15 protein-coding genes and 1 tRNA gene are annotated in these 22,550 nt (G+C 51.5%); 8 read left to right on the forward strand and 8 right to left on the reverse strand.

All coding sequences use genetic code 11. The features are described from left to right. Positions 1–3: 3 nt before the first annotated feature. The 8 genes from ACTJIK_RS22000 to ACTJIK_RS22035 all read right to left on the reverse strand — a co-directional run bounded on the left by ACTJIK_RS22000 (position 4) and on the right by ACTJIK_RS22035 (position 10,069). The gene (locus ACTJIK_RS22000; RefSeq protein ID WP_440649692.1) at positions 4–3,357 is read right to left on the reverse strand and encodes a SusC/RagA family TonB-linked outer membrane protein; all 3,354 of its coding nucleotides are present in this window, start codon (positions 3,355–3,357) and stop codon (positions 4–6) included. A gap of 68 nt (positions 3,358–3,425) precedes the next feature. Next, complete coding sequence (locus ACTJIK_RS22005) at positions 3,426–4,433, reverse strand: FecR family protein (protein ID WP_440649693.1); 1,008 nt, start codon at positions 4,431–4,433, stop codon at positions 3,426–3,428. Between the two features lie 82 nt (positions 4,434–4,515). Next, positions 4,516–5,085, reverse strand: a complete 570-nt coding sequence (locus tag ACTJIK_RS22010) for an RNA polymerase sigma factor (RefSeq protein ID WP_440649694.1) — start codon at positions 5,083–5,085, stop codon at positions 4,516–4,518. 97 nt (positions 5,086–5,182) lie between these two features. Beyond that, the gene (locus ACTJIK_RS22015; RefSeq protein ID WP_440649695.1) at positions 5,183–6,163 is read right to left on the reverse strand and encodes a hypothetical protein; all 981 of its coding nucleotides are present in this window, start codon (positions 6,161–6,163) and stop codon (positions 5,183–5,185) included. Positions 6,164–6,256: 93 nt separating this feature from the next. Continuing rightward, entirely contained in the window at positions 6,257–7,369 is a 1,113-nt protein-coding gene (locus ACTJIK_RS22020; protein ID WP_440649696.1) for a glycosyltransferase, read from the reverse strand. Then, positions 7,366–8,325: a glycosyltransferase family 2 protein gene (locus ACTJIK_RS22025; RefSeq protein WP_440649697.1), complete on the reverse strand. Its 960-nt coding sequence runs from the start codon at positions 8,323–8,325 to the stop codon at positions 7,366–7,368. The genes ACTJIK_RS22020 and ACTJIK_RS22025 overlap by 4 nt, the downstream gene beginning before the upstream one ends. Then, entirely contained in the window at positions 8,322–8,801 is a 480-nt protein-coding gene (locus ACTJIK_RS22030; RefSeq protein WP_440649698.1) for a DUF4199 domain-containing protein, read from the reverse strand. The genes ACTJIK_RS22025 and ACTJIK_RS22030 overlap by 4 nt, the downstream gene beginning before the upstream one ends. Before the next feature lie 2 nt (positions 8,802–8,803). Continuing rightward, on the reverse strand, positions 8,804–10,069 hold the full coding sequence (locus ACTJIK_RS22035) for a dihydroorotase (RefSeq protein WP_440649699.1): 1,266 nt from the start codon (positions 10,067–10,069) through the stop codon (positions 8,804–8,806). A gap of 163 nt (positions 10,070–10,232) precedes the next feature. On the opposite strand from ACTJIK_RS22035, the gene ACTJIK_RS22040 reads away from it, so the two are divergent. The 8 genes from ACTJIK_RS22040 to ACTJIK_RS22075 all read left to right on the forward strand — a co-directional run bounded on the left by ACTJIK_RS22040 (position 10,233) and on the right by ACTJIK_RS22075 (position 22,547). Next, positions 10,233–10,306, forward strand: a tRNA-Pro gene (locus ACTJIK_RS22040). A gap of 128 nt (positions 10,307–10,434) precedes the next feature. Beyond that, on the forward strand, positions 10,435–11,544 hold the full coding sequence (locus tag ACTJIK_RS22045) for a hypothetical protein (protein ID WP_440649700.1): 1,110 nt from the start codon (positions 10,435–10,437) through the stop codon (positions 11,542–11,544). Positions 11,545–12,106: 562 nt separating this feature from the next. Continuing rightward, positions 12,107–13,120, forward strand: a complete 1,014-nt coding sequence (locus ACTJIK_RS22050; protein WP_440649701.1) for a FecR family protein — start codon at positions 12,107–12,109, stop codon at positions 13,118–13,120. Positions 13,121–13,503: 383 nt separating this feature from the next. Further along, complete coding sequence (locus tag ACTJIK_RS22055) at positions 13,504–16,890, forward strand: TonB-dependent receptor domain-containing protein (protein WP_440649702.1); 3,387 nt, start codon at positions 13,504–13,506, stop codon at positions 16,888–16,890. A 21-nt stretch (positions 16,891–16,911) separates the two neighbouring features. After that, positions 16,912–18,633, forward strand: coding sequence for a DUF4397 domain-containing protein (locus ACTJIK_RS22060; protein ID WP_440649703.1), 1,722 nt, complete (start codon positions 16,912–16,914; stop codon positions 18,631–18,633). Positions 18,634–18,635: 2 nt separating this feature from the next. Then, positions 18,636–19,919 carry a hypothetical protein gene (locus ACTJIK_RS22065; protein ID WP_440649704.1) on the forward strand — a complete coding sequence of 428 codons (1,284 nt, stop codon included), beginning with the start codon at positions 18,636–18,638 and terminating at the stop codon, positions 19,917–19,919. 92 nt (positions 19,920–20,011) lie between these two features. Further along, on the forward strand, positions 20,012–21,109 hold the full coding sequence (locus ACTJIK_RS22070; protein WP_440649705.1) for a fasciclin domain-containing protein: 1,098 nt from the start codon (positions 20,012–20,014) through the stop codon (positions 21,107–21,109). Positions 21,110–21,278: 169 nt separating this feature from the next. Next, on the forward strand, positions 21,279–22,547 hold the full coding sequence (locus ACTJIK_RS22075) for a fasciclin domain-containing protein (protein ID WP_440649706.1): 1,269 nt from the start codon (positions 21,279–21,281) through the stop codon (positions 22,545–22,547). Positions 22,548–22,550: the final 3 nt, after the last annotated feature.

The raw sequence follows: 22,550 nt of genomic DNA on the forward strand, positions 1-22,550 counted from the left end.
TGATCAGAATTGAATGTTGAGGCCCGCGTTGAATATTTCCAGTTGCGGATAGGTGAAGCTGTTACTGGCCTGCTGTTCGGGGTCCACCACTTTCAGTTTGTCCCAGGTAACGAGGTTCTGCCCGCTCAGGTACAGCCTGGCTGTTGAGATATGCGCTTTTTTGAGCAGCCCGGCGGTGAAGTTGTAACCCAATTCCACGTTCTTCAGGCGCAGGTACGATCCGTCGCGCATCCAGAGCGTGGAGTTCTGGTAGTTGGTGCTGTTGGAATAGGTGGCGGTGAGCTTGGGCCGTTTGGCATTGGCGGCGTTCTCCGGCGTCCAGCGTTCGTCTTTCACCGCTTCCCAGATGGTGCCGAACTGGTTGGCGGGGCGCTGCATGTAGCCGGACAGCACGCGGCTTACGTTGGCGGCGCCCTGGAAGAGTATGTTCAGGTCAAACCCTTTCCAGGAGAGGCCGCCGCTTATGCCATAGTTGACCTCCGGGTATACGGGATGGCCGATAGGCGCGAAATCGTTCTCATTGATCTTGCCGTCGTTGTTATAATCCATGTATTTCACGTCGCCGGGAGTGGAGCGGGAGGCGTATTGCAACGGCCAGGCATCCGCTTCTTCCTGGGTATTAAAAAATCCGAGGGCTATGAGGCCATAGGTCTGGTTGAGGGAATTGCCCAGCTGGTTCTGCGGCGATTCCGGCCGGCCGTTCTCCAGCACTTTGTTACGCGCGAAAGTGTAATTGGCATTGAGCCAGTAACCGATCTTCCCCGCGGTGGCTTTCCAGCCGGCCTGTATCTCGTAGCCCTGGTTGCGTACTCTGGCCAGGTTGTACACGTCCTGCAACTGCGTGCCCACATGCGCCACGGTAGGCGGTTGTGTGAGAATGTTGTTGCGCTGGTCGATGAAGTAATCGAAATTGAAGGTCAGGCGGCCGTCGAAGAAGGCGGACTCTATGCCGTAGTTTTGCTTCACGGCCTTTTCCCAGGTGATGTCCGGGTTGCCGGCCTTTCCTTCCACTACACCCTGGTAGTTTTGCAGCTCCTCACCGAACTGCGCCCTGTTGTTCACAAAGGCATATTCAGCAGGGAAGTACATAAAGCGTTCGTAGGTAGACCGGTCGTTGCCGGCCATGAATTTGTCGTTCCCTGTTTCGCCGTAGGAAGCGCGGAGCTTCAGCAGGCTCAGTGTGGTGCTGTTGCCCATCCATGCTTTCATGAAAGGTTCCTGGGTGATGTTCCAGCCGGCGGATACGGCGGGGAAAGTGCCGTAGCGGTTCCATGGCGGAAAATTCTCCGAGCCGTTGCGTCCAACGGAGAATTCCAGCATGTAGCGGTAATCGTAGTTGTAGGTTACGCGGCCTACAAGGCCCTGGTAGGCCACGGGCACTTCATTGTATTTATACCCGGTCCACCATTGTTTATTGCGGTTGAAGAGTACCAGGCCGCCCACATTATGCCTTCCGAAAGAACGCTCGTATTGCAGGGCGGCTTCGGTGTAAATGCGTTTGGAGCGGTTGCTGAAGCTGGCGGCGGATTCCCCGCCGATGGACTCTTCGTTGATGGGCCTGTACACCGGCATCTCCACGCCATTTACGTTGCCCTGCAGCAGCTCATATCTTGCGCGCGTTACGTTCTTGCTGATGGCAGTGCGGTAATCGGAATCGTATCCCAGCTTGGCGCGGAATGAAAGTCCTTTAAGCAGGAAATCCAGGCGCTGCGTAAGGTCGGAGGTGATGTTGAACTGGTTCACAAAATAATCGTCGTACCCGGCGGAGATATTGGGCAAGGGATTGCGGCCGGTCACGTTGTTATTGATGATGATCTTGTCGTCGATGAGCCCGGGCGTAATGCCGGACGGCGTGCTTTGTATCTCGTAGAACGGGTTGCCGGCGGTGTGCATTTTGTCTGAAAAGCCGCCGAGCGACAGGCCGAACACGGTAGTGGGCGTAACGTTGAAATCGATATTGGAACGGAAGTTATAACGTTTGTAAGTGGTGTTGTTGCTGTAGCCGTATGCCTGGTTGAATTCTTTCCAAAGGCCGCCCTGGTCGAGGTAGCCGAGGGAAACGAAGTATTTGGCGGCTTTGCCCCCGCCGCTGATATTGAGTGTGTTCTTGGATTGCGGGGCGGATTTGCGCATCATAAAATCCATCCAGTCTATATCCGGGTGAAAGATCGGATCGCTGCCGTCTTTGTATTGCTGCAGGTCCGAAGGTTTAAACAGCAGCTGGTCCGGCGTAAGGTTCGGGTTGTCGTTCAGTTGGGCTTCGTTATAGAGCAGCGCATAATCGTAAGCGTTCACGTATTGCGGCAAACGAACGGGTTTTTGCAGGGAGAAGTTGCTGTTGAACGTTACCCTGGGGCCGCCGTCCGTACCGCGTTTGGTGGTTACCAGTATCACGCCGTTCGCGCCGCGGATGCCGTATACCGCCGTGGTGGAGGCGTCTTTCAGCACGGTGATATTATCTACTTCTTCCGCATTGATGCTGTTGAACGGCCGCTCGATGCCGTCTACCAGCACCAGGGGGTCCTGGTTGCCGATAGTGCTGGCGCCGCGGATGCGCAGCGTTACCTGGCTGTTGCCCGGCTGGCCGCCGGCCTGTTGCGCAAGTATGCCGGACGTGCGGCCCACCATGGCCTGGGAAAGATCCGGTACTGGCGAGCGGGCAAGGTCCTGGCCTTTCACGGTGGTAAGCGCGCCGGTAACGGTGATCTTCTTTTGATTGCCGAATGCGACCACCACTACTTCCCGGATGGACTGCGACGCTTTCAGCTGAACGTCCGCCCGGGTTTCCTGCGCGGCTTTAACGGTCACCTGCCGGGCTTCGGCGGTATACCCCACGAAGGATACCAGCAGGTCGTATTTCCCGGGAGGGAGGTTATCGAACCGGAAATGCCCGTCTTCGCTGGTCGTCATCCCTTTCTTCAGCTGCGACAGTTGTACGGACGCGCCGGGCAGCGGCTGCCCGCTTCCCGCTTCGGTCACGAGGCCTGATAACCGGCCGCCCGGCATTTCCTGCGCCGCGTTTGGGACGTCGGGCAGGAGGTTCAGCACAATGTAGTTCCCGTTGGCCTCAGCCCCGATCCTGAGCGTGCGCTGCAGCAATTCCAGGGCTTCTTTTACGCGCAATTGTTTACTGCCGGTCTTCACATTGCCGGCGAGCCTTTTGCTTACTTCGCCGTTATAGGTGAAGCGGAAGGAAGTTTGTTCCCGGATGGCATCCAGTATCTGCTGTCCGGAAGGCTGCGTGTCTTTCAGGCTGAATGTTACGTCCAGCGACTGCGCGCCTGCCCGGAATGCGCACAGCAGGCACAGCAGCAAACAAGCCGCTCTGTAAATTTTTGTTGACGTCGATGATCTCATATGGCAATAGTTATCTGATGGAGTAAACCCCATAAATTTTTTCCGTAGTTATATGTCTTATTGTATGCTTATTTCTTTTCTTCCGATACCAGCACCAGCCTGCCGGTGATGGTACAACGAAGCCCTGATGCTTTGGATATCATGGTCAGTACCTGTTCCAGCGGCAGGTCCTTAAAGTTGGTCGTGATCGTTTTTCCCCTGAGGGAGGAAAGATCGGCGTCGATGGTCACATCGTACCAGTTCTGTATATCGCGGAATACCTGCTGCAGCGGCGCATGTTCGTATATGAATTCCCCGGTTGTCCATGCGGCGATATCTTTTGCATTCACCTGTTTCACCTGCCATTTATGCGTGAGTTTGTTGAACAATACCTGCTGGCCAGGATCAAGGGTGGCGATCTCGCCGGCAGCATCACTTACGCTCACGCGCCCGTCCAGCAAAGTGACCCTGCTGCCGGCCTCCACGTCCGTATTCACCTCAAACGAGGTGCCGAGCACTTTGGTGGAAAGATGGCCGGCCGTTACGGAAAAAGGCCGCTGTTCATCCTGCGTTACTTCAAAAAACGCGCGGCCTTTCAGCTGCACTGCTCTTTCCTGTTCATTGAAATTGTCCGCCAGCCTGATCTCCGAGCCGGGGAATAATTTTACGAGCGAACCGTCAGACAGCTTCAACCGCATCACCTTGCCTTTTGGTGCATGAAATGCCTGGTATATGGCCTCCGCACCGGCTTGCGCGGTTTGACGCGGGCGCGATAAATAGAAGACAAGCGCGCCCGTGAGCAGTACGGCCAGCACGGCGGCATAACGCATGAATGTTGTAAGCCTGAAAGGCTTCCGCACATCCCGCACGCTGTGCATATGGCGCGCTTCCAGCTGCTGCCAGCGGGCTTCCAGCTGCGCCTTGCTCACGGGCGTTCCCGGCGTTTGCAACATATCGCCCCAGGCCTCCTGCAGGCATTGCTTTACATAATCCTCGTCGTTCCCCATGGCCAGGTATAGTTGCACGGCTTCAGCCTCTTCAGGCGTGCACAGGCCTCTGAAGTATCGGATCAGTGTATCTTCCCCGGGTCTTTTCATGATGTGTGTAAATACGTTTCAGATATATAGATGGAGTAAAAGGAAAGGAACAGCTAGTGGGAAAAGCAGAGTTAACATTCAGTTAATATAGCAGGGGAATGCAGGCGATGAAGAAGAGGAAATACTGGTAATCGCGCAGGTCTTCGCGGATGAGCTTCAGCGCGGCCTTAATGTGGTTGTTCACGGTGTTGATGGAAATGTTGTGCTGGCGGGCTATTTCCTGTTGACTGAAACCCTGGTCGCGGCTGAGCAGGAACACTTCTTTCTGCTTTTGGGGCAACCTGTTCACGGCGTTCCGGTAGCGGGTTTCCAGTTCCTTGAAGGATAATTCGGCGGGAGGGGTGATGCCGGCGGCCGCTGCGGGAATGTTATCGATGTCTTCCATGGCCAGCACCTTGCTGCGGGCGGCCGCCACTACCTGGTTCCTGAGAATGCCGAAGAGGTAGCCTGAAAAATCCTGGATGGTATGTACCTGGCTCCTGTATTTCCAGATGTTGAGGAACACGTTCATCACCAGCTCTTCCGACGCGGTGCTGCTACGGTTCATCTTAAGGGCTGCTGAATAAAGGCGCGGGTAGTAGTGGTCAAAGATATTCCGGAAGGCCCGGTCGTTGCCATCTATCCATGCCTGTATGTGTGCGTGTACATCCATCGTTATTTACCGGTTTGGACAAGGATAGTAGCGGCTAATTCCGGCCAAAAGTAGGTAAATAACAAGTATGCGGGTATTAAGTTAATATTAAGAAGGGTTAATCTTTTTTCTTTTTCTTTCCTTTCTGCGCGGCCTTTTCCAGGGTTTCGGCATTGATGTCTTCGGCGGTTCGCGGCCTCGTAAGGTCTACTTTCGATTTATTCACCGGTTCGCCTACGGGCGCTTTGCCTTGTTGCAGTGCGTCGTGGAATACTTTTTCGACGTGCACCCATTTGCCGGCTTTCCATTTAAAGCCTTCGTAATCCAGGTCGGGCACGAGGGTGTATTTTTTGTATTCTTCGCCCGTTTCGGAAATGAGGTGGTCGAACACGATCATGTCCATTTCCTGGTTATAGTTGAGCGCGGCCACGGCTTCGCGTTTGTATTCGATGATGAAGCGGTTGCGTGCGGGTTTGGGAACGGTATCTTCGGCAAAACTAAAGAAAGGGCCGCCGAATACGGGCTGGCCGTTCTTGAATGTGAGCATTTCGGCGATCTTTTTCTGACTGGTCTGCGAGTTCGCGTCCCAGCCGAAAAGGGTGTAGTATTCCGCGTTGAAATAATGTTTTTGTATGATGGCGTAATAAAGGCAGCCATACCAGCCTTTCTGGTCGGTAATGGTGTCCATATTCTTCGTAAAGTCGGAGTTGTCGAACAGGGGGAAGAGTTTCAGCGAACCGTCTTTCGTGTTCATCTGAATCACGCCGAAATGCCGGAAAGTGCTGTTGTCGTTCTCCAGCGGCCAGGTGAAGATGCGAAAGGAGCTGTCCTGCGGATACACCCTGGCCATGGTGCGGATGGAATCGAAAGGGTAGTAGTAGGAGTATTTGGTTTTCAGCGCTTTCACCAGCTCCGGGATGAACTGGTCGTTGCGGGTGGTGCGCACTTCCTGCATCTTGCCGTTGATCACGTCGTAATGAACAGCGCGCAGCGAGTCTTCCTGCTGTGTAAGGGCAGCCCGGTCCGCCGGGGCCAGCTTCTGGGCCATGGCGGCGGTTGCGAATAAACAGGCGAGTATGACGGTAATTCCTATTCTCATCCGTTAATAATGTCTTTTACTTCGTTTATATATGTCTTTTTATGCTTACTGTGCCCGGTTTCAGGATGCTTTTATAACCTTAAATCCTCCGATTTATTGTAAAGTGCCCAGGGTATTTACGAAATGTACCCAGGAATATAACCCTTTCTGCTCCCGGATAAAGTTACTGAAAACGCCGGGAGGCTGGGAGAGGAAGCGCAGGATGCCGTCTGCAATCGCTTTGGCGTTGGGCTCGGTCACGTAACCGGCCTTGCCGTCCGGCACAATTTCGGGGAGGCCGCCCACGGCTGTTACCAGCATAGGTTTTTCGAAATGATAGGCCATTTGCGAAATACCGCTTTGGGTGGCGGTTTTATAAGGCTGCACCACGAGGTCCGCGGCGGAGAAATAATATTTCACTTCGCTGTCCGGAATAAAATCGGATATCACTTTTACGCGTTCGCTGAGCAGCGGGTCATATTTTTTCCTGTCTTCGTAAAATTCGCCGGCCACTACCAGTTCAAGGTTGGCGATGGCGCTGATGCGTTCGTCGCGCATGGCTTCCAGCAGCAGATCCAGCCCTTTGTAGGCGCGGATGAAGCCGAAGAAGAGGAGGTAACGTTTGTTCGCGTCCCAGCCCAGGCGCTGCCTGGCTTCCGTGGCGGGCACGGCGTCGCCGAAGCTGTCGTATACCGGGTGCGGGGCAAATACGGCGGGTTTGTTGGTGAGCTGCCGTATGTCTGCCAGTACTTCTTTGCTGAGGGTGATAAAGGCGTCGCAGCTGTTGACGAAATAGCGGTTCAGCACCGCGTCTCCCGGCCTTTTTTCGTGCGGGATGAGGTTGTGCACCAGGCCAACGATGCGGGTGTGCCTGTTGCCGCGGATGATGCGGGCAATGGAGCCCAGGCTCATGGCCATGAGAGGCAGCCAGTAGGCGATGATCACCAGGTCAGGCTTTTCTTTCCGGATGCGCAGCCCTGTTTTGCGCCAGTTGAGCGGGTTGAGGGAATGCACCGTGCGGTAGATGCGCAGGTCTGCCGGGCCCGGCCCTTCCGCATATTGCGTTTTGCCGGGGAACATGAAACCGGGGTATTGGAAGGAAAAAGTATGGATAGATACGTCGTTGCCCTGTGCGGCCAGCTGCCGGGCAAGCCGCTCATTAAAAGCAGCCAGCCCGCCCCTGATGGGGTGGGCCGGGCCGATGATCACTATTTTTCGGTTCGTCATCCGTGATGATTTTCCAGTGTTTCCTCCACCAGGTAGGAATTCCTTTCCGGGGAGTTCCGGGCCACCATTTCGGAAATGAAGCCCGTGAGGAATAATTGGGAACCGATGATGAGCAATAACATGGCGAGGAAGAACAGTGGCCTTTCCGTCATTTTGTATTGCATCCAGAATATTTTGGCAAAGGCGAGATAGAGTGAGATCAGGAAACCAATAAAGAAAAAGAGGCTGCCCAGCGCGCCGAAGAAGTGCATCGGGCGTTTGCCGAAGCGGCCTACAAATGTGATGGACGCGAGGTCCAGGAAGCCGTTCACAAAACGTTCCAGCCCGAACTTGGTGGTGCCGTATTTGCGTTTGCGGTGCTCCACCACTTTCTCGCCGATCTTCCGGAATCCGCTCCATTTGGCGATCACAGGGATGTAGCGGTGCATTTCACCGTATACTTCAATGGTCTTCACCACTTTTTTTCGGTACGATTTCAGGCCGCAGTTGAAGTCGTGCAGCCTGATGCCGCTCATTTTCACCGTGGCCCAGTTGAACAGCTTGGAGGGGATGTTCTTGGTGAGGGTATTGTCGTACCGCACTTTTTTCCAGCCGCTCACCAGGTCGTAACCATCGTTCACGATCATGGAATAAAGCCCGGGTATTTCATCCGGCGAGTCCTGCAGATCCGCGTCCATGGTGATCACCACGTTGCCCTGGGCTTTGCGGAAGCCTTCGTTGAGGGCGGCGGATTTGCCGTAGTTGCGCTGGAATTTGATGCCTTTGATGTGAGGGTTTTGGGAGGAGAGCTGGCGGATCACGCTCCAGCTTTCGTCGGTACTGCCATCGTCCACCATCCACACTTCGTAGGTGAAGTTATTCTCATTCATCACACGGGCGATCCAGGCGGCCAGTTCAGGCAGCGATTCTTCTTCGTTTTTTAAGGGAACGATTACGGATATGTCTAGATGTCTCATTTCTTTTTAGCGATTGCAGCGCCGATCACGGTTGCGATAAGGCCCGGTATAAAATTCATGAGTATGATGCCGGACAGCACGGATACGGTAAAACGGTCGCGCAGCATGGCGATGTCTTCCGCAGGGTTCGCAGAGCTGGCGGCATTGGGCCCTGCAGCGACTGCTTCCTGTATGAACCGTTCCTTGTAGGCCGGCGCCACCTGTACAAAAACGATGAACAATATAGCGAAAATAACGATGGTGACGGCTGTTGTGCGGAATCCCGTACCGAATATTTCCCCGAAAGTGGCCTTTCCGCCGGCGTCTTTGCTGAATTTCAGGCAGGCGGCGATGACGAGGACCAGGAGGGTGAGCACGGGCAGGAACCTGAAAACAGGGTTGGCCATCGGGATGCGGGCGAAGAACTGGATCAGCAGTAATATGAAATTGATGGCTGCGGCCAGCAGGCCGAATCTGATATGGATCTTGCTCCTCATGGTTATGCCAGGACTATCTGGTTATTGTTGATAATTCCCTTCACAGTACCGGTAAGGGTCTTACCGATGAAGGGGGAATTTTTGCTTTTGGAACCGATGTGCGCATCGGTGAACTGGTATTCTTCCGCCGGGTCGAAAATCGTAAGGTTGGCGGGGGAATCCTGCGTGATGCTGAGTTCCGGCAAGTTGAATATTCTGCGCGCATTGATGCTCAGGAGTTCCGCGAGCCTTTCCAGCGGGAGGCCGGGCAGGGTGGTGCGGAGCACGCTGAAGGCTGTTTCCAGGCCTATCATGCCGTGTTTGGCGTATTCAAATTCCACCTGCTTGGCGTCCCAATCCTGCGGCTGATGATGTGTGGCGATGCAATCCACCGTGCCGTCCATAACGGCTTCGCGGAGGGCCTGCACATCGTCGCGGCTGCGGAGGGGCGGGTTCACTTTCAGGAAGCTGTCGTAGGTGACCATATCTTCCTCCGTGAAAAGAAGGTGGTAGGGGGTGACGGAGCAGCTCACGCTGAGGCCTTCCGCTTTGGCGGCGGCGATCAGCGCTATGGCCTTGCGGGTGCTGACGGCGGTAAAGTGCAGGCTGGAACCGGTGTACCGCAGCAGGTCCAGGTCCCGCTTGATCATGATCTCCTCCGCGATGGCGGGTTTGCCGGGCATGCCCAGGCGGGTGGAAAAGATGCCTTCGTGCATGAGGCCGTGGCCGGAGATGCTGGTATCTTCGGGTATCTGGATGATGGTACCGGAGAAAGCTTTTACGTACTGGAGGGCTTTGAGCATGATGCCGGAGGCCTGTACGGGTTTCAGCCCGTCCGAGAAGGCGACTGCGCCGGTCTCTTTCATTTCATACATTTCCGCGAGGGAGACGCCTTCGAGGTTTTTGGTGATGGCGCCGATGGGAAGAACGCGAACGGCCCCGTGACGGGTTTTGCTGAGCACGTATTCTATCTGCGATTTGGTATGAAGGGCGGGCTGCGTGTTGGGAACGATCATGACGGTGGTAAAGCCGCCTTTTGCGGCAGCTTCGGCGCCGGACTGGAGATCTTCCTTGTATTCCTGCCCGGGGTCGCAAAATTGGGCGAAAACGTCCGTAAAACCGGTGGTTACATGGAGGTTTTTGCCGGAAACGACCTGGGCGGAAGTGTGCTGAATATCGGCGGCGATGTTGGTAATGACGCCGTTTTGGATGAGAATATCCTGTATTTGCCCGTTAAGAGGGGATGAAGGAGCTACTATCTTTGCGCTTTTCAGTAAAATATGCATCATTTGAATTTATCCCGGGCAAATGTACGTATTTATGTGGTGAGATGTATAGCGGTTGAGAGCGGATGTAAACAGAAATTCATAGAAAAAGCTGATAAAATTTTTGCAAAAATGAAATGAATGGTTACTTTTGCATCCCGTCGTTAAAACACGGTACCGGAAAGTTCGGGACGTAGCGCAGCCCGGTAGCGCACTTGCATGGGGTGCAAGGGGTCGCTAGTTCGAATCTAGTCGTCCCGACAAGCTTTAAGAGGTCATCAGCAATGGTGGCCTTTTTTGTTTTTTAAGACAAGAAATTTATGCTTAAAAAGCGTGAGTATTCCTTTTCTTATTATATTTTGCGTATGTCTCTAAACCTATCACCCCATATGAAACGCGTAATATTGTTTTTCCTTTGCATTCATGGCAGTCTCGCTATTTGCGCACAAACCATAACTAGTAATCTATTCGAAGGTTTTAAGTTCATGAATCTCCCGCGCGACCATGTGCCTGTTGGTGCACTATGGAATGTTGAGGCTGGCGCAATTGGGGATGGTGCTCCTCAAAATCAGATCAAAACCTCAACCAGTGTATACCGGCTCGATCTTTATCTTACGAAAAGCCAATCGGCCAAGCTCGAACTTGGGATACTTCAGTTTTTGCAGGCGGGAGGAAAATATGAGGCACTGTCGACGGCTTCCGTTGTGCTGAACAAGATGGAAATTGTAACGCTCAACTCCCTGGATATTCTGAAAAATTTCACCGGGCAACAAATATTGTATGAAGCGATAAAGGCTGAAGAAATTACAATTGTGGTCGAGAAGGAAAAAACTATTCAGGCAAAAGCGGAACTGCGCAAGATATTCGAAACCGTTGACCTGGGAAGCCAGGCAGCAAATGGCAACAAAGTTGAATTTAAAGCTACAGGAATGAATCTTTACCTGGCATACCGGGTTATCCAAGTCGAAAAAGGAACACAGGCACAGAAAAAACTTCATTTTGAAAGCCAAAGTTACAGCAGTGGCATTGGGCTGACAATTTCCAGCCGTTATGAGGCTAATACAAACCAACTTGCGGTTCAGATTTGCCCATGTCAAATTATTGGATGCATGTTGGAAAAGGAGAAAACCTCGAACTTGGCGGACAAAAACCAGTTGCTGGACAGATGTGCGGCGGAAGTAGGTTTTGATCTGACTGTGATTATGAAAGACAAAATTAACATGGAAACTGGAAAGCCTAAAGAATACATTTTTAAGATCAAAAGTTCCACAGGTAATTCCATACATAATTACAACCAGCCGCTCTATAATATCCCGACCTCTCAGGGGCTTGAAGTAGCATATTTGAATGTTGAGAAATTAATTTTTGAGGTCCTGGCTCGTACCGAAAAAACATATTTAATAAGGATGTTGCACAGGAAAAGCGACCAGAAAGTAAATCTCATAACCTATTCTTTTAAATTCAGAAATATTGCTCCTAAAGACGTAGCCGGTTGGTAGACCGCTGAAGGATACAAGCTTTAAAGAGGTCATCAGCAATGGTATTGTGGGTCAAAATCCACCATCCATTGATACCATATTTGTCTGCAAACATCCCAAAATATGAACCCCAGGGGCTGTCAGCAATTGGCATTTCAATTTTCCTCCAGCTGAAAGCCCGTTAAATAATTTGTCTGCTTCTTCACTGCTTTCTGCACTAATTGATATCGTATTCCTGTTATCGTTTTCCGTTACTGTCCATCATTTCTAAAACGTCACTCCCATTTAACACATTACTTTTTCCGATTGGCAAGGCAATGCGCATAATTCTATTTACATCACTTTCAGGCTGAATACGACAGGTGTTTGACACTAAACAAATCATACCGCACTAACTAATAATAATTTAAATTTATTGGTTATCAATTACTTACAAGTATAAACGAAATAATTTTATTCCGCCGATAGTACTACACACCAAAATTGGTGTTATAGCTTATACAGGGATTTGATAACAAAAAGATCATCGTCGATTCATACATACATCACAAGCAGCATCTATTAAACTTTGCCAGACAGAAACATGAGAAATAAGATCGATCCATTTTTATTGAAAAGGTACCTTGAAGGCAACTGCACGGCTAAAGAGAAAGGCGTGGTGGAACAATTGCTTCAGACCGCCGAAGGCCGTGCTCAGCTTCAATCCCTGATGCAGGATCGCTGGGAAGAATCAGGCCGCTATGAATTACCCCGGGAAGATGTAGACAAATGGAAGCAGGAATTCTGGAACAAAGTGGCCGCCATGGAAAGAAAAGAAAAGCGCGGCAGGCTGATCGGAATGAAAAGAAGAGATGTGCTCCGGTATGCAGCGGTACTGGTGCCGTTGATCGTAATGACCTGGATAGGCGCTGCAGTTTTCCGCAACACCCATCAACATACAAAAACAGCCTCCCTTAATACTATCACAAAAGAAAATTCCAAAGCAAACCGGTCGACATTTATTTTAAGCGACGGCACCACCGTGCACCTCGGCAGAGGGAGCAAATTGAAATTTCCCGAAATATTTGCCGGTACCCGGGAAGTAGAACTGGAGGGTGAGGCATATTTTGATGTGGCAAAAAATGCGGCGAAACCCTTCATCATCCATGCCGGCCAGATAGACACAAAGGTGCTGGGTACTTCTTTCAGGATCCGGTCATTTGATTCAAGCGATATTGAAGTGGGCGTAGCTACCGGTAAAGTGGAGGTGAGCAAAAATACGCCGGGTTCAGGCAGCAGCGTGCTGGCTGTGCTGACGAAGGGAATGAAAGTGAATTACAGCAGCAACAAGGCAATTGTTGCAGCAGTCAATACAACAGAACTGGAAGAATGGAAAACCGGTGTTTTATCATTTGAAGCCACAACCACGGCCGATGTGGTTAAGGTCTTACAGCGCTCCTATGACGTTGATTTTGAATTTAAGGACCCGGCATTGAAATCTATACCACTGACTTTAAGTGTCAGAGACACTATGCCGGCGGATAAAGTAGCGAAGATATTGTCGCTCACGGGGGGATTTAATTATGAAAAGGTGGGTAGTAAGATTGTTTTTTATTAGATCAAATTAAAGATAACAAGGGCAGTTGCTGCCCGGCGATGAATTAGAAAGAACAGGGTTTAATTAAACGGCTTCAACCAACGTTTCGCTTTCCATTTGAGGAAAATGGAGTGTAGTGCCCTGCACCTATGGCTATATATTCCTTGTAATAATCCAGATAAAATACGCATTGATACCAGCTGCCGTATTAACGGCCGGGATACGCAATATTCAACCAAACTAAACTAACGTGAGCGTTTATGATAGTAGTTTTAAAAGAACTATCTGAGAACAGATATGAGAAAGATGTATGCCGTCTCCAGGTATGTAGAAAATTATTGACAGGATTCTGCTTTTTTTTCCTGGCACTGTGCGTGATGACCATACAGGCAAATGCACAGGGCATGTCAAAGAAAATAAATCTGCACTTAAAAAATGTTTCATTAAAAGAGGCGCTGTCCGTCATCCGGAAAGAATCGGGCCTCAAGCTTTCTTACAATGAAAATCTTATATCCGGCATTTCGGGGACCGTCAACTACCAGGCACGCCAGGTAAGTGTTTTGAATGCACTGGAATCTATCCTGAAAGAGACGGAACTGTCTTACCAGTTAGTTGACGGGATTATCATTATTGTAAAAAAAACAAAGCCGGCGGCAGACACCGCGGGCGTCAGGAAAACTACCGTAACGGGCATTATCCGTGATCCCGCGTCGAAAGAGCCGATAGAAGGTGTAGTGGTTACCAGTGCGGAACAGCATATCGTAGCGGTCACCAATAAACAGGGCAGGTTTGCCATCACTGTGCCGGAAAACAGCACCCTGAAATTTACGCACATAGCCTATGCATCGAAGTTCGTTAAACTTGTCAAAGGGCAAAGCGTTGTAGAGCTGAACCTTAAAAGGGCCGAACGTTTTTTAAACGAGGTAACGGTTACCGTCCGCAGAAGGCTTGATAATGATATTGCCGTGCTGGAGGAAAGAAGGCGCGCAGCCATCATACAGGATGCCATCTCCGCTGAAATGATGGAGAGGACCGCATCCATAACGACCACACAAGCCCTGCAGCGGGTGACGGGCGTAACCGTCACCGACGATAAGTATGTGGCCATCCGGGGCCTGGGCGAGCGGAGCGTGATAGCCCAGCTGAACGGCGTACGCCTTGCTTCCTCCGATCCCGACCGCACGGCCATTCCGCTCGACCTGGTGCCTGCTTCCCTGCTGGACAATATTACGATCTATAAAACAGTCACCCCCGACAAACCTGCTGACGCCGCATCCGGCATTGTAGAGCTGAAAACAAGATCTGTTCCCGATTCGCTGAAGCTGGAGATATCTGTTTCGACCGGCTACAATACAACCGTCGGTATCGGAGGCCGTTACAATAGTTTCGCCAATAGCGATATGGGTTTTTTTGGATCAAAGATCAACCATAAAAATCTTCGATCCGATTTCCTGAACCTGGCTAAAGAATATCCCCTGGGCATGGAGTCTGTCAGGAATATGATGTCCAACGCCCAGTTCAGCCCGGAAGCCTGGAAAGAATCGGAAAGGATCAACCGCATTATGCAGCGCTTTGATCCGGTAATGACCACCCGCTACAAGAGCGCGCCGCTGAACCAGGTGTATTCCCTGGTCTTCGGCGATCAGTACCGCGTTTTCAAAAAACATACGGTCGGTCTTATTTTAGGCGCCAACTATTACAAACGAATTACGGATACCTACAATGGAGAGCTAACCCAATACAGCATTTATCAGGGTGTGGTAACCGGCAACGACCAGATATTTAGTTTCCGGAATATCCCCAACTACATTACGCCGAACCGGCTGCATATGGGGAAGTACCAGACCTACAGGGAAAATACCGGCACGGAAACACTCAATTACGGCGTGCTTGGAGGCCTTGCCTACCGCTTTAATCCACGACATGAAATAAGCTTCCAGTATATGGGCAGCTGGGGCGGCGAAAACCGCGCTACAAACCTGTATGGCGGTTATCAGTATACAGGGCTGCCCGGCAGGGTGAACAGCGATATCTATTCGCTCAAACAAAGCTATCGCACGCTCAGCACGTTTAACTTACAGGGCGAGCACAGGTTTGGCAAGGGGCAGTACGCGCCACGGTTAAGCTACAACGCCGCTACTTCGCTTTCTTCCCAGAACGACCCTGATTACCGCTTTATTTCCATGGCCACTTACCTGCCGCAAAATAAAGTATCGATCCCCAATCCGTTCTATAACTCACCATTATACCCGTCCTATGAAAATAGCTATTCGGCCGACCGGCTGTACGTGCTTACCTCCGGTTATGTAAATGGATATGGCGTGTACGGACGCATCCAGGCTGAACCTAACGGCCGGCGATGGCGGTTCCTGGAGGAGACCAACTACAACTACAAAGCCGACCTCAGTATCCCGTTCCCGCTGTTCGGCGCACGGCAGGAATTTAAAGCGGGCTTCAACTACCTTTTCCGCGACCGCAATTTTACCGAAAACCTGCTGATGATACCGGGCTCGAATTATACGGATGGGCGGAATGTGCCTATTTACCGGGTGCTGGGCGACCTCGACCGCCTGGTAGGGCCTGACGTGGTAGGCATACTGCCGCCGACGCCCGCACAACGCGAAGGCTCGGCGCCCATCGGGGGATTTTTATATAACAGCCAGAAATCGCCCAATAATTATTCGGGGTTCTTTGAAACAAATGCTTATTACGGCATGCTGGATATCCGGCTGGCCGATCAATTCCGGTTCACCGGAGGGGTACGGTTTGAACGTACCGATATCCGCTCCACCGTTGATACGTCCAATATATACCTGGATCCGGCGCTTACCGTTCCTTCCGAAGACGGCGGACGGGTTCCGCTTATTTTTATAGAGCCCAATTCAGTATATACAGTAAAATACAAACCGTATTACGCCCTGAATTTCACTTATATTTTTCGCGACAGGATGAATTTCAGGTTTGCGTACAATACAACCCTGGCCCGTCCTGAATTGCGTGAAAGGACGAATGTGTTTGAGTTTGACGCCTTCCAGATGGGGCTGGTTATCGGCAACCCGCAGCTCGTTAACCAGCATACCCGGAACCTGGATTTCCGGTGGGAATGGTTTCCTCACCCCGGTGAGGTGCTGGCCTTTTCCACCTTTGGCAAACAGATCAATAACCAGCTGGTCCGGGTATTTGATCTTCGTACCGAAGGGCTGAATGCCAAATTCCCGGAATATCCCACTATTCAATACCAGAACGATCTGAATACCGGCTATGTATGGGGCATTGAAATGGAAGCAGTGAAAAACCTGGGAACGATCTGGCCATCGCTGAACAATCTTTTCGTGGGCGCGAACCTTATGCTGGCGCAGAGCCAGATCAAAAAATCGGCGGAACGCTACCAGGCCAATCTCTCATTGGACAGGAACACGCCGGAAAACAGCCCGCTGTTTGAGCAGGCGCCCTATTCCTTCAACGGATGGCTGAACTATACCCATCAAAAATGGGGAACAGATGTGACGGCGACCTTTAACATCGTAGGCGAACGTTTGGTGCAGATCAATCTTACCGGCGAGCCCGATCTATATAGCCGGCCGGTGCCTATGCTCGATTTTGTGTTTAGCCAGCGTGTCGGCAAAAGGCTCCTGTTCAAAGGATTTATCAAAAATATACTGGACCCCTCCGTTGAAACGGTGTATTCCAGCTATGGTACAGGCGGTACATGGTATGGGAACAAATATGTGAACCGCAGCTACAAGCGCGGTTCCGAGATGATGCTGGGATTCACTTACAAGCTTTTTTAATACAGTAAAAGACGTCAGGGTATGAGACATGAGAAGGGTATTTTCCGTTTTTGGGTAAGCATATATTGCATTTTGCTGATCAGTTCCTGTTCCAAAACGAAACTCGACCATATAATAGAGCATCCGGATCCCCGCGACCAGGGAGAGCTTTCAGGCGTACGGATCATTAACTCGGTGGAATTTCAGCATGTGATGGCCAATGGAGACAGCCTTACCAACTTTAAATTGATCAATGGCGGCGTCGATTCTTATACACCGCCTTTCAGCGGTTTGTGGAGCAACGGGCAGCCGGGCACTGCTTATTTTCCGCTGAACGGTTTTCTTGGCCGGGAATGGCGCATTCCAAAGGCCTTGTTCCGTGAAAATGGCCGGCTGGACCTGTTCTTTCAGTCGCTGGTGGGTTATCCCAACAACAATGTGGACCCCGCCATCTCTTTCAAAATCGGGTTGACCATTCAACAAAAAGACAACAGGAAGATGGATTATTACCTGGGCTACCATCCGGATCACGGGGATTATTTTGTTACGGAACGGGATGAAACACCGCCGTCAAAACCTGAAAATATCCGGCTCCGGGTCATTAACCTGACAACGGATCAGGGTGTTGGCACCGCCTATTTTCCCGCTCCCCAGCCCGATGTGCATGGCCCGGTTACGCTGGCCTATGCGGATGGAAGGCCTGTGAGCCCCGTTACCACCCAGGTAGGCACGGTTAACAGGGTTTCGGATTATATAGAATTACCCGCCGGCACCTACCAGTTCCGCGTAATTTCCAAAGATGGCTGGATGATACCGGGTACCGACGGGGCATCGGAACATATGCTGATAGATCCGGCAACATTTTCAATCAGCTCTCAACCCAACTTTGCCGAGGCTCCTGTGAGCAGCTACCTGGTGCACGCGCCCATTCATTCCTTCCAACCGGGAGGCGTATACACCATACTGGTATACCCCAGCTCGTTCGGCTACTTTATCACCGGCTTTTATGAAGCCACCAAATTCAGCCAGAACGCATTCCGCATTATACAGGATAATACACCGGCAGCCAATCTTAATTACGCCAGGGTGCAGGGATTCAACGCTTTACCCGGCACGGGCGTCAGCCTGCGTTTGGGCGGAAAAACAGCTGGCCGCATGGCTTACGGGGAAGCCTCCGCGTTCCAACACCTGCCCGTGGGAGAAACGGATATCCAACTGCTGGACGATGCGGGGAAAGTATTGATGTCCGCCACTCATCTGATCAGGGCCAATCAGCATTATACCATATTCGCTTTCCCGGATGCAGCAGGCAGGCCGCAAATGACGGTAATGCCCAGCGACCTGAGCGGGAACAATACGCCGATGCCCCACCGGAAACGGTTTATCAACCTCTGTCCGGATATCCCTTACGCCACCTTTACTACCAACAATGGTGCGCCACTGGGCGGGAAACAGGTGTCTAACCTGCAGCCGGGCATCGCTGCCACGGAGGATCCATACGTTGACGGGCATACGATGCGGGCGCCTTACGAAGTATTGGCCTACCGTTCCGCCCCCGGCACGGTGCCCGGTGTATGGGCCGATGATATTCCTGTTTTGCACAGCCACGATTTTATTGCCAATGAGCAGCTCTACGCCCGCTTTAATGGCAAGCTGCCTGTACAGGAGCCGGGTTATTATACCGTGGCCCTCATTGGTCGGACCGGCGCAAACGTGCCGCAGGCATATAAAGCAAAAATGGTGATCATTAAACATAACCAGTAAGCATGACACACAAAACATCACCTTTACAGCAGTTGTTGCTGCCGCGCCGCAAAACGGCGGGTATCCAACTGCCGCATTACCTGCGCTGCATGGCTATCGGTATTGTGTTGCTAAGCGGCTGCGCCAAGATCGATTTCAAAACCGTGAAGGAGCCGGCTTATCTCAGGGTGTTCAATAACCTGCGCTTTAAGGTAACCGTTCAAAACCAGGACCAGGCCCTTTCTACGCTCACCATGCTCATCAACCCGGTATACGGCGCGGATGGGCTGCCGGTATCGGCTGCCACCCTGGGCGATTTCCTGGTGACCCGGCCGGCCTATGCGCCGCCGTATCCTTCGCACATCGGCAATTCACTGGAGAAATACAACCCGGAGTTTCCCGGCAAGGAAAGGGTGATCGCAGGGCCTATCCTCAATGGCTTTGATCTCAGCTCCTGGGCCCAGGTGCCATCCGGCAAAATGCGCATTGCCTTCTACGCGCGGCCCAAGAGCGAAGTGCCTTTTTTCGATCTTGATCCGCGATACCGGGCCAAGCCGCTCATCGACACAACGCTGGACCTGCTGGCTGGTGAAGTGTATACACTGCATGCCCTGGAAAAAGATTTTAACACGAAAGAAACAGGCGTGCTGTTGCGGCGGGAGGTGTTCCATAAACTGTCCCTGGCGGACTCGCTGGTGTACGTCAATTTCTATAACATGAGCGCCAAAGGGTTCTGGCAGGCAGACAGGAGCAGGAAACCGGAAGACGTCAATACGCTGGTGAAGAATGGCTTGTTTTGGGAGGACGGGCTCAGCCAGGGCGTCGTGGATGAAATGAATGTATACTGTTCCGTGTATGATGAAAGAACGCAGCCACCTGCGCCAATCCCTTCTTTTACGAAGGTCTTTCTAACCCACCTGGTCCGTAATACGGAAAGCGCGGCCGCGGCGCCTTACTCCTTCCTGCCATTATTGACCGGCTCCATGGCGAATACCGCCCGGTCTCCTTTCTTTCAACTATTCACTTTGCTCGCTCCCGGGTATGATATCCGCGACGATGATCTGGCCGGGGGAGTGGAATCCAGTCATCAATATACTTTTTTCACCTGCCACCTGAACGGGAACGGGGAAACAAATCCGGGCGGGAACCAGAACTGGGGAGCGATGTTGCCTAACCTGATCGTGACGACTCATTCCGGTGTATACAATCCACGCTCTTTCGGTACGGTGAACACCATCGAGATCGTAAACGGCTCCGTGCATCTCATCACAGTGCAAAGGGTATATGACCCGCCGGTGTATGAATGAATTGAGATAAAAAAATAAGTACAGGACGAAGGCCATTTTACCATTGAAATGCCAGTGTACCCGGAGGGGACTGAAAGGCAAAAATAATGAGGATGAAAAAAAAGATATTATATAGTTGTTTCCTGGTGTTGACGGTCCTGTCGTGCAACAAGCCCGACATCCGCCTGGACAATCCCAACAACTCCCTGCGGCCGGCCGCGGAATTCATACGCAATAACTATGCATTCAGCTTGTTCAGCGCAGCCATTGTAAAGGCAGGATTGGAAGAAGAGCTCAATAAGCCGGGGACCCTTACGATCTGGGCACCGGCGGACGCCGCCTTTAACCGGATAGGCATCCGCAGTGCAGAGGATTTCGGTAAATACACTACAGACAGCCTCCGGAAACTGGTACTGAACCATGTGCAGCCGGGAAAGCTGGCTGTGGAGAATATTCCGGTCGGCACGGTGAATAACCGTTATGATAATGCAGCCGGAAGTAATGCATGGTTAGCACGGATAGACATTACGCCGGAACCTAATTTCCCGAACAAGATCATCAGGGCCTATGTGAATGGCGCGCAGGTAGGAATCAATAACCGGTACAATATCCCCCTCAGTAACGGCATTTTTCACGAGATATCGGAAGTCCTGAAATATGAAGATGTATCGATCCGGGAGTGGCTTGTAAAAAAGGGTCATTATAAGGTATTGATTGCCGGGCTGAAGCATTTCGGGTATTGGAACATGCTTACCGACGACAAACAATGGACGATCATGGCGCCTGCGGACAGCGTTTTTGAGAAGCAGGGCATAACGGTGGAAAGCGTGCTGCAACTGGATACGGCGACATATGGCAAGCGCCTGTTCGGATCCTATATTTTCCCGGTCCGTTTTTTTATAAGCGATCTGGGTCTGTTCAATCACAAGCTATGGATCAACTCAGGCAGTTATATTCGAATTGGGATCTATACCCCAATAATCGGGGACGAAAAATTCAGTAACGGCATCTCCACATTCGGCGTAACCGGATATGACGGACCGGTTTTTTTTGTTAATAAAACATTTCCGCAGGAAAGTTGGGAGATCAACTACTGGGTGCCATATCCCGATTTTTATAACAATTGGAACCGCTCAAATCACCTCACCCGTAACGGTTGTGTCCACCATCTCGGCGGCCTTGTGTTTTTACCTGACCAGGTACGCGATTAAAATATTGTTTTCAACTATGGAAAAATATACAAATAATAGTTACCAAAGCCGGTGCATTACGCGAGGTCTTACAGGTCTGTTATGCTTCTTTTTGCTTTCCTGCAACAAGAAGGAATTGATGCCGGCTCCCGTGGGTGAAGCGATACCTTTTGTGGATACAACCATGAGTGTGAAAGCATATGCAGAAGCAGATACGGGGCATTCTCTTTTCTGGCGGGCCTGGCGGAATAGCGGCATCGAAGCAAAACTTGCCGCGCGCGACCCTGATCACCGTTTTACGCTTTTTCTGCCCGGTAACGCGGCCATGGAAGCAGCAGGGTGGAATGCCTCCGGGATCAGCAGAGCATCGAAACAGGAACTGGACCACCTGGTGTCTTTTCATGTTACGCCCGTTCAATTAATACCGGGCGCCGTTGCGCTGCAAACCGGGAATATTGAGCTGGAAACCATGCTCCTGGAACCAGATCATATCGTCATGCGGCGAGGCAGCGGTCTGACTTACGGCGGTAATGCCGGTCCTTTTCGCTATGACCTTGGTATCGTGGAAGGACAAGTGCGCATCAACAACAGGCTGGCAGGAATGGCTTCGGAAAGTGCTGTGCTCAGGAAAGCCAGCATCTTCCCGATTAACCGGGTATTGCAAAAGCCCCGCAAAAGTACCCGGCAGGTGCTGGTGGAAGACGGCCGGTTTACCCTGTTCCTGGCAATCCGGCGATACAACGACAGCCTGTACAGTGTATTGGCAGCTGGCCGGCCTTCCCGGCTCATGTCCGTATCCTATGAGCAAAATCAGTATGTATTGGGCGTAAACACCAGCCAAAATGTAAAAAGCAGCAGCCAGGTGCTGCCCATGCTGGATTACCTGTCGGATACCAATTATCTCTATAACCATCGCCGAAGCTCGTTTATCATTACAAAAGAAATATACCAGGTAACGCTCCTGGCGCCGACCGATGAGGCTTTTCGCCGGGCTGGCTTCCATACGCTGGAAGACCTGGTTGCTTTTAATCACCGGGCCCCTTTGCCGGTTCCTAAAGATCCCGGCCGCTGCCTGCCTACGGACAGCATCCTCAATCACCATTTCTTCGGGGCAAATATCCGCGCCTCAGAGAACGTGATGTATAACTATAACCTGGGCATGCATATAGCCGGAATTTTTGGCCCCGATCCACCCATGCTGCTCTATTCGAATGAGCTGCGGAACGAATGGGTAGGCAATCCAATCAACCGGTACTTCGGCCAACCCCAGCAGCACGATCTGACGCATGCCGCGGATCCTCTCGATTTCACGCAGCAGGGCGGGGAAGCGGTGAAGGTAAAAGTAAGAGGCTCGGAATATGAACCAGCCACGATCATTGAAAAAGATATCGAAACCTATACAGGGGTGATCCAGGTACTGGACCGTTTACTGATCCCCCCGGGAATGAAATTAAACTGAAAC

Origin of the sequence: Chitinophaga sp. 22620, assembly GCF_052044405.1 — a bacterium.
Taxonomy (GTDB): domain Bacteria; phylum Bacteroidota; class Bacteroidia; order Chitinophagales; family Chitinophagaceae; genus Chitinophaga.

What these genes read in the sequence shown, in the direction of transcription:
- ACTJIK_RS22000 (WP_440649692.1), bottom strand. Translation starts at nt 3,357, where the DNA reads ATGAGATCATCGACGTCAACAAAAATTTACAGAGCGGCTTGTTTGCTG.
- ACTJIK_RS22005 (WP_440649693.1), bottom strand. Translation starts at nt 4,433, where the DNA reads ATGAAAAGACCCGGGGAAGATACACTGATCCGATACTTCAGAGGCCTG.
- ACTJIK_RS22010 (WP_440649694.1), bottom strand. Translation starts at nt 5,085, where the DNA reads ATGGATGTACACGCACACATACAGGCATGGATAGATGGCAACGACCGG.
- ACTJIK_RS22015 (WP_440649695.1), bottom strand. Translation starts at nt 6,163, where the DNA reads ATGAGAATAGGAATTACCGTCATACTCGCCTGTTTATTCGCAACCGCC.
- ACTJIK_RS22020 (WP_440649696.1), bottom strand. Translation starts at nt 7,369, where the DNA reads ATGACGAACCGAAAAATAGTGATCATCGGCCCGGCCCACCCCATCAGG.
- ACTJIK_RS22025 (WP_440649697.1), bottom strand. Translation starts at nt 8,325, where the DNA reads ATGAGACATCTAGACATATCCGTAATCGTTCCCTTAAAAAACGAAGAA.
- ACTJIK_RS22030 (WP_440649698.1), bottom strand. Translation starts at nt 8,801, where the DNA reads ATGAGGAGCAAGATCCATATCAGATTCGGCCTGCTGGCCGCAGCCATC.
- ACTJIK_RS22035 (WP_440649699.1), bottom strand. Translation starts at nt 10,069, where the DNA reads ATGATGCATATTTTACTGAAAAGCGCAAAGATAGTAGCTCCTTCATCC.
- ACTJIK_RS22045 (WP_440649700.1), top strand. Translation starts at nt 10,435, where the DNA reads ATGAAACGCGTAATATTGTTTTTCCTTTGCATTCATGGCAGTCTCGCT.
- ACTJIK_RS22050 (WP_440649701.1), top strand. Translation starts at nt 12,107, where the DNA reads ATGAGAAATAAGATCGATCCATTTTTATTGAAAAGGTACCTTGAAGGC.
- ACTJIK_RS22055 (WP_440649702.1), top strand. Translation starts at nt 13,504, where the DNA reads ATGTCAAAGAAAATAAATCTGCACTTAAAAAATGTTTCATTAAAAGAG.
- ACTJIK_RS22060 (WP_440649703.1), top strand. Translation starts at nt 16,912, where the DNA reads ATGAGACATGAGAAGGGTATTTTCCGTTTTTGGGTAAGCATATATTGC.
- ACTJIK_RS22065 (WP_440649704.1), top strand. Translation starts at nt 18,636, where the DNA reads ATGACACACAAAACATCACCTTTACAGCAGTTGTTGCTGCCGCGCCGC.
- ACTJIK_RS22070 (WP_440649705.1), top strand. Translation starts at nt 20,012, where the DNA reads ATGAAAAAAAAGATATTATATAGTTGTTTCCTGGTGTTGACGGTCCTG.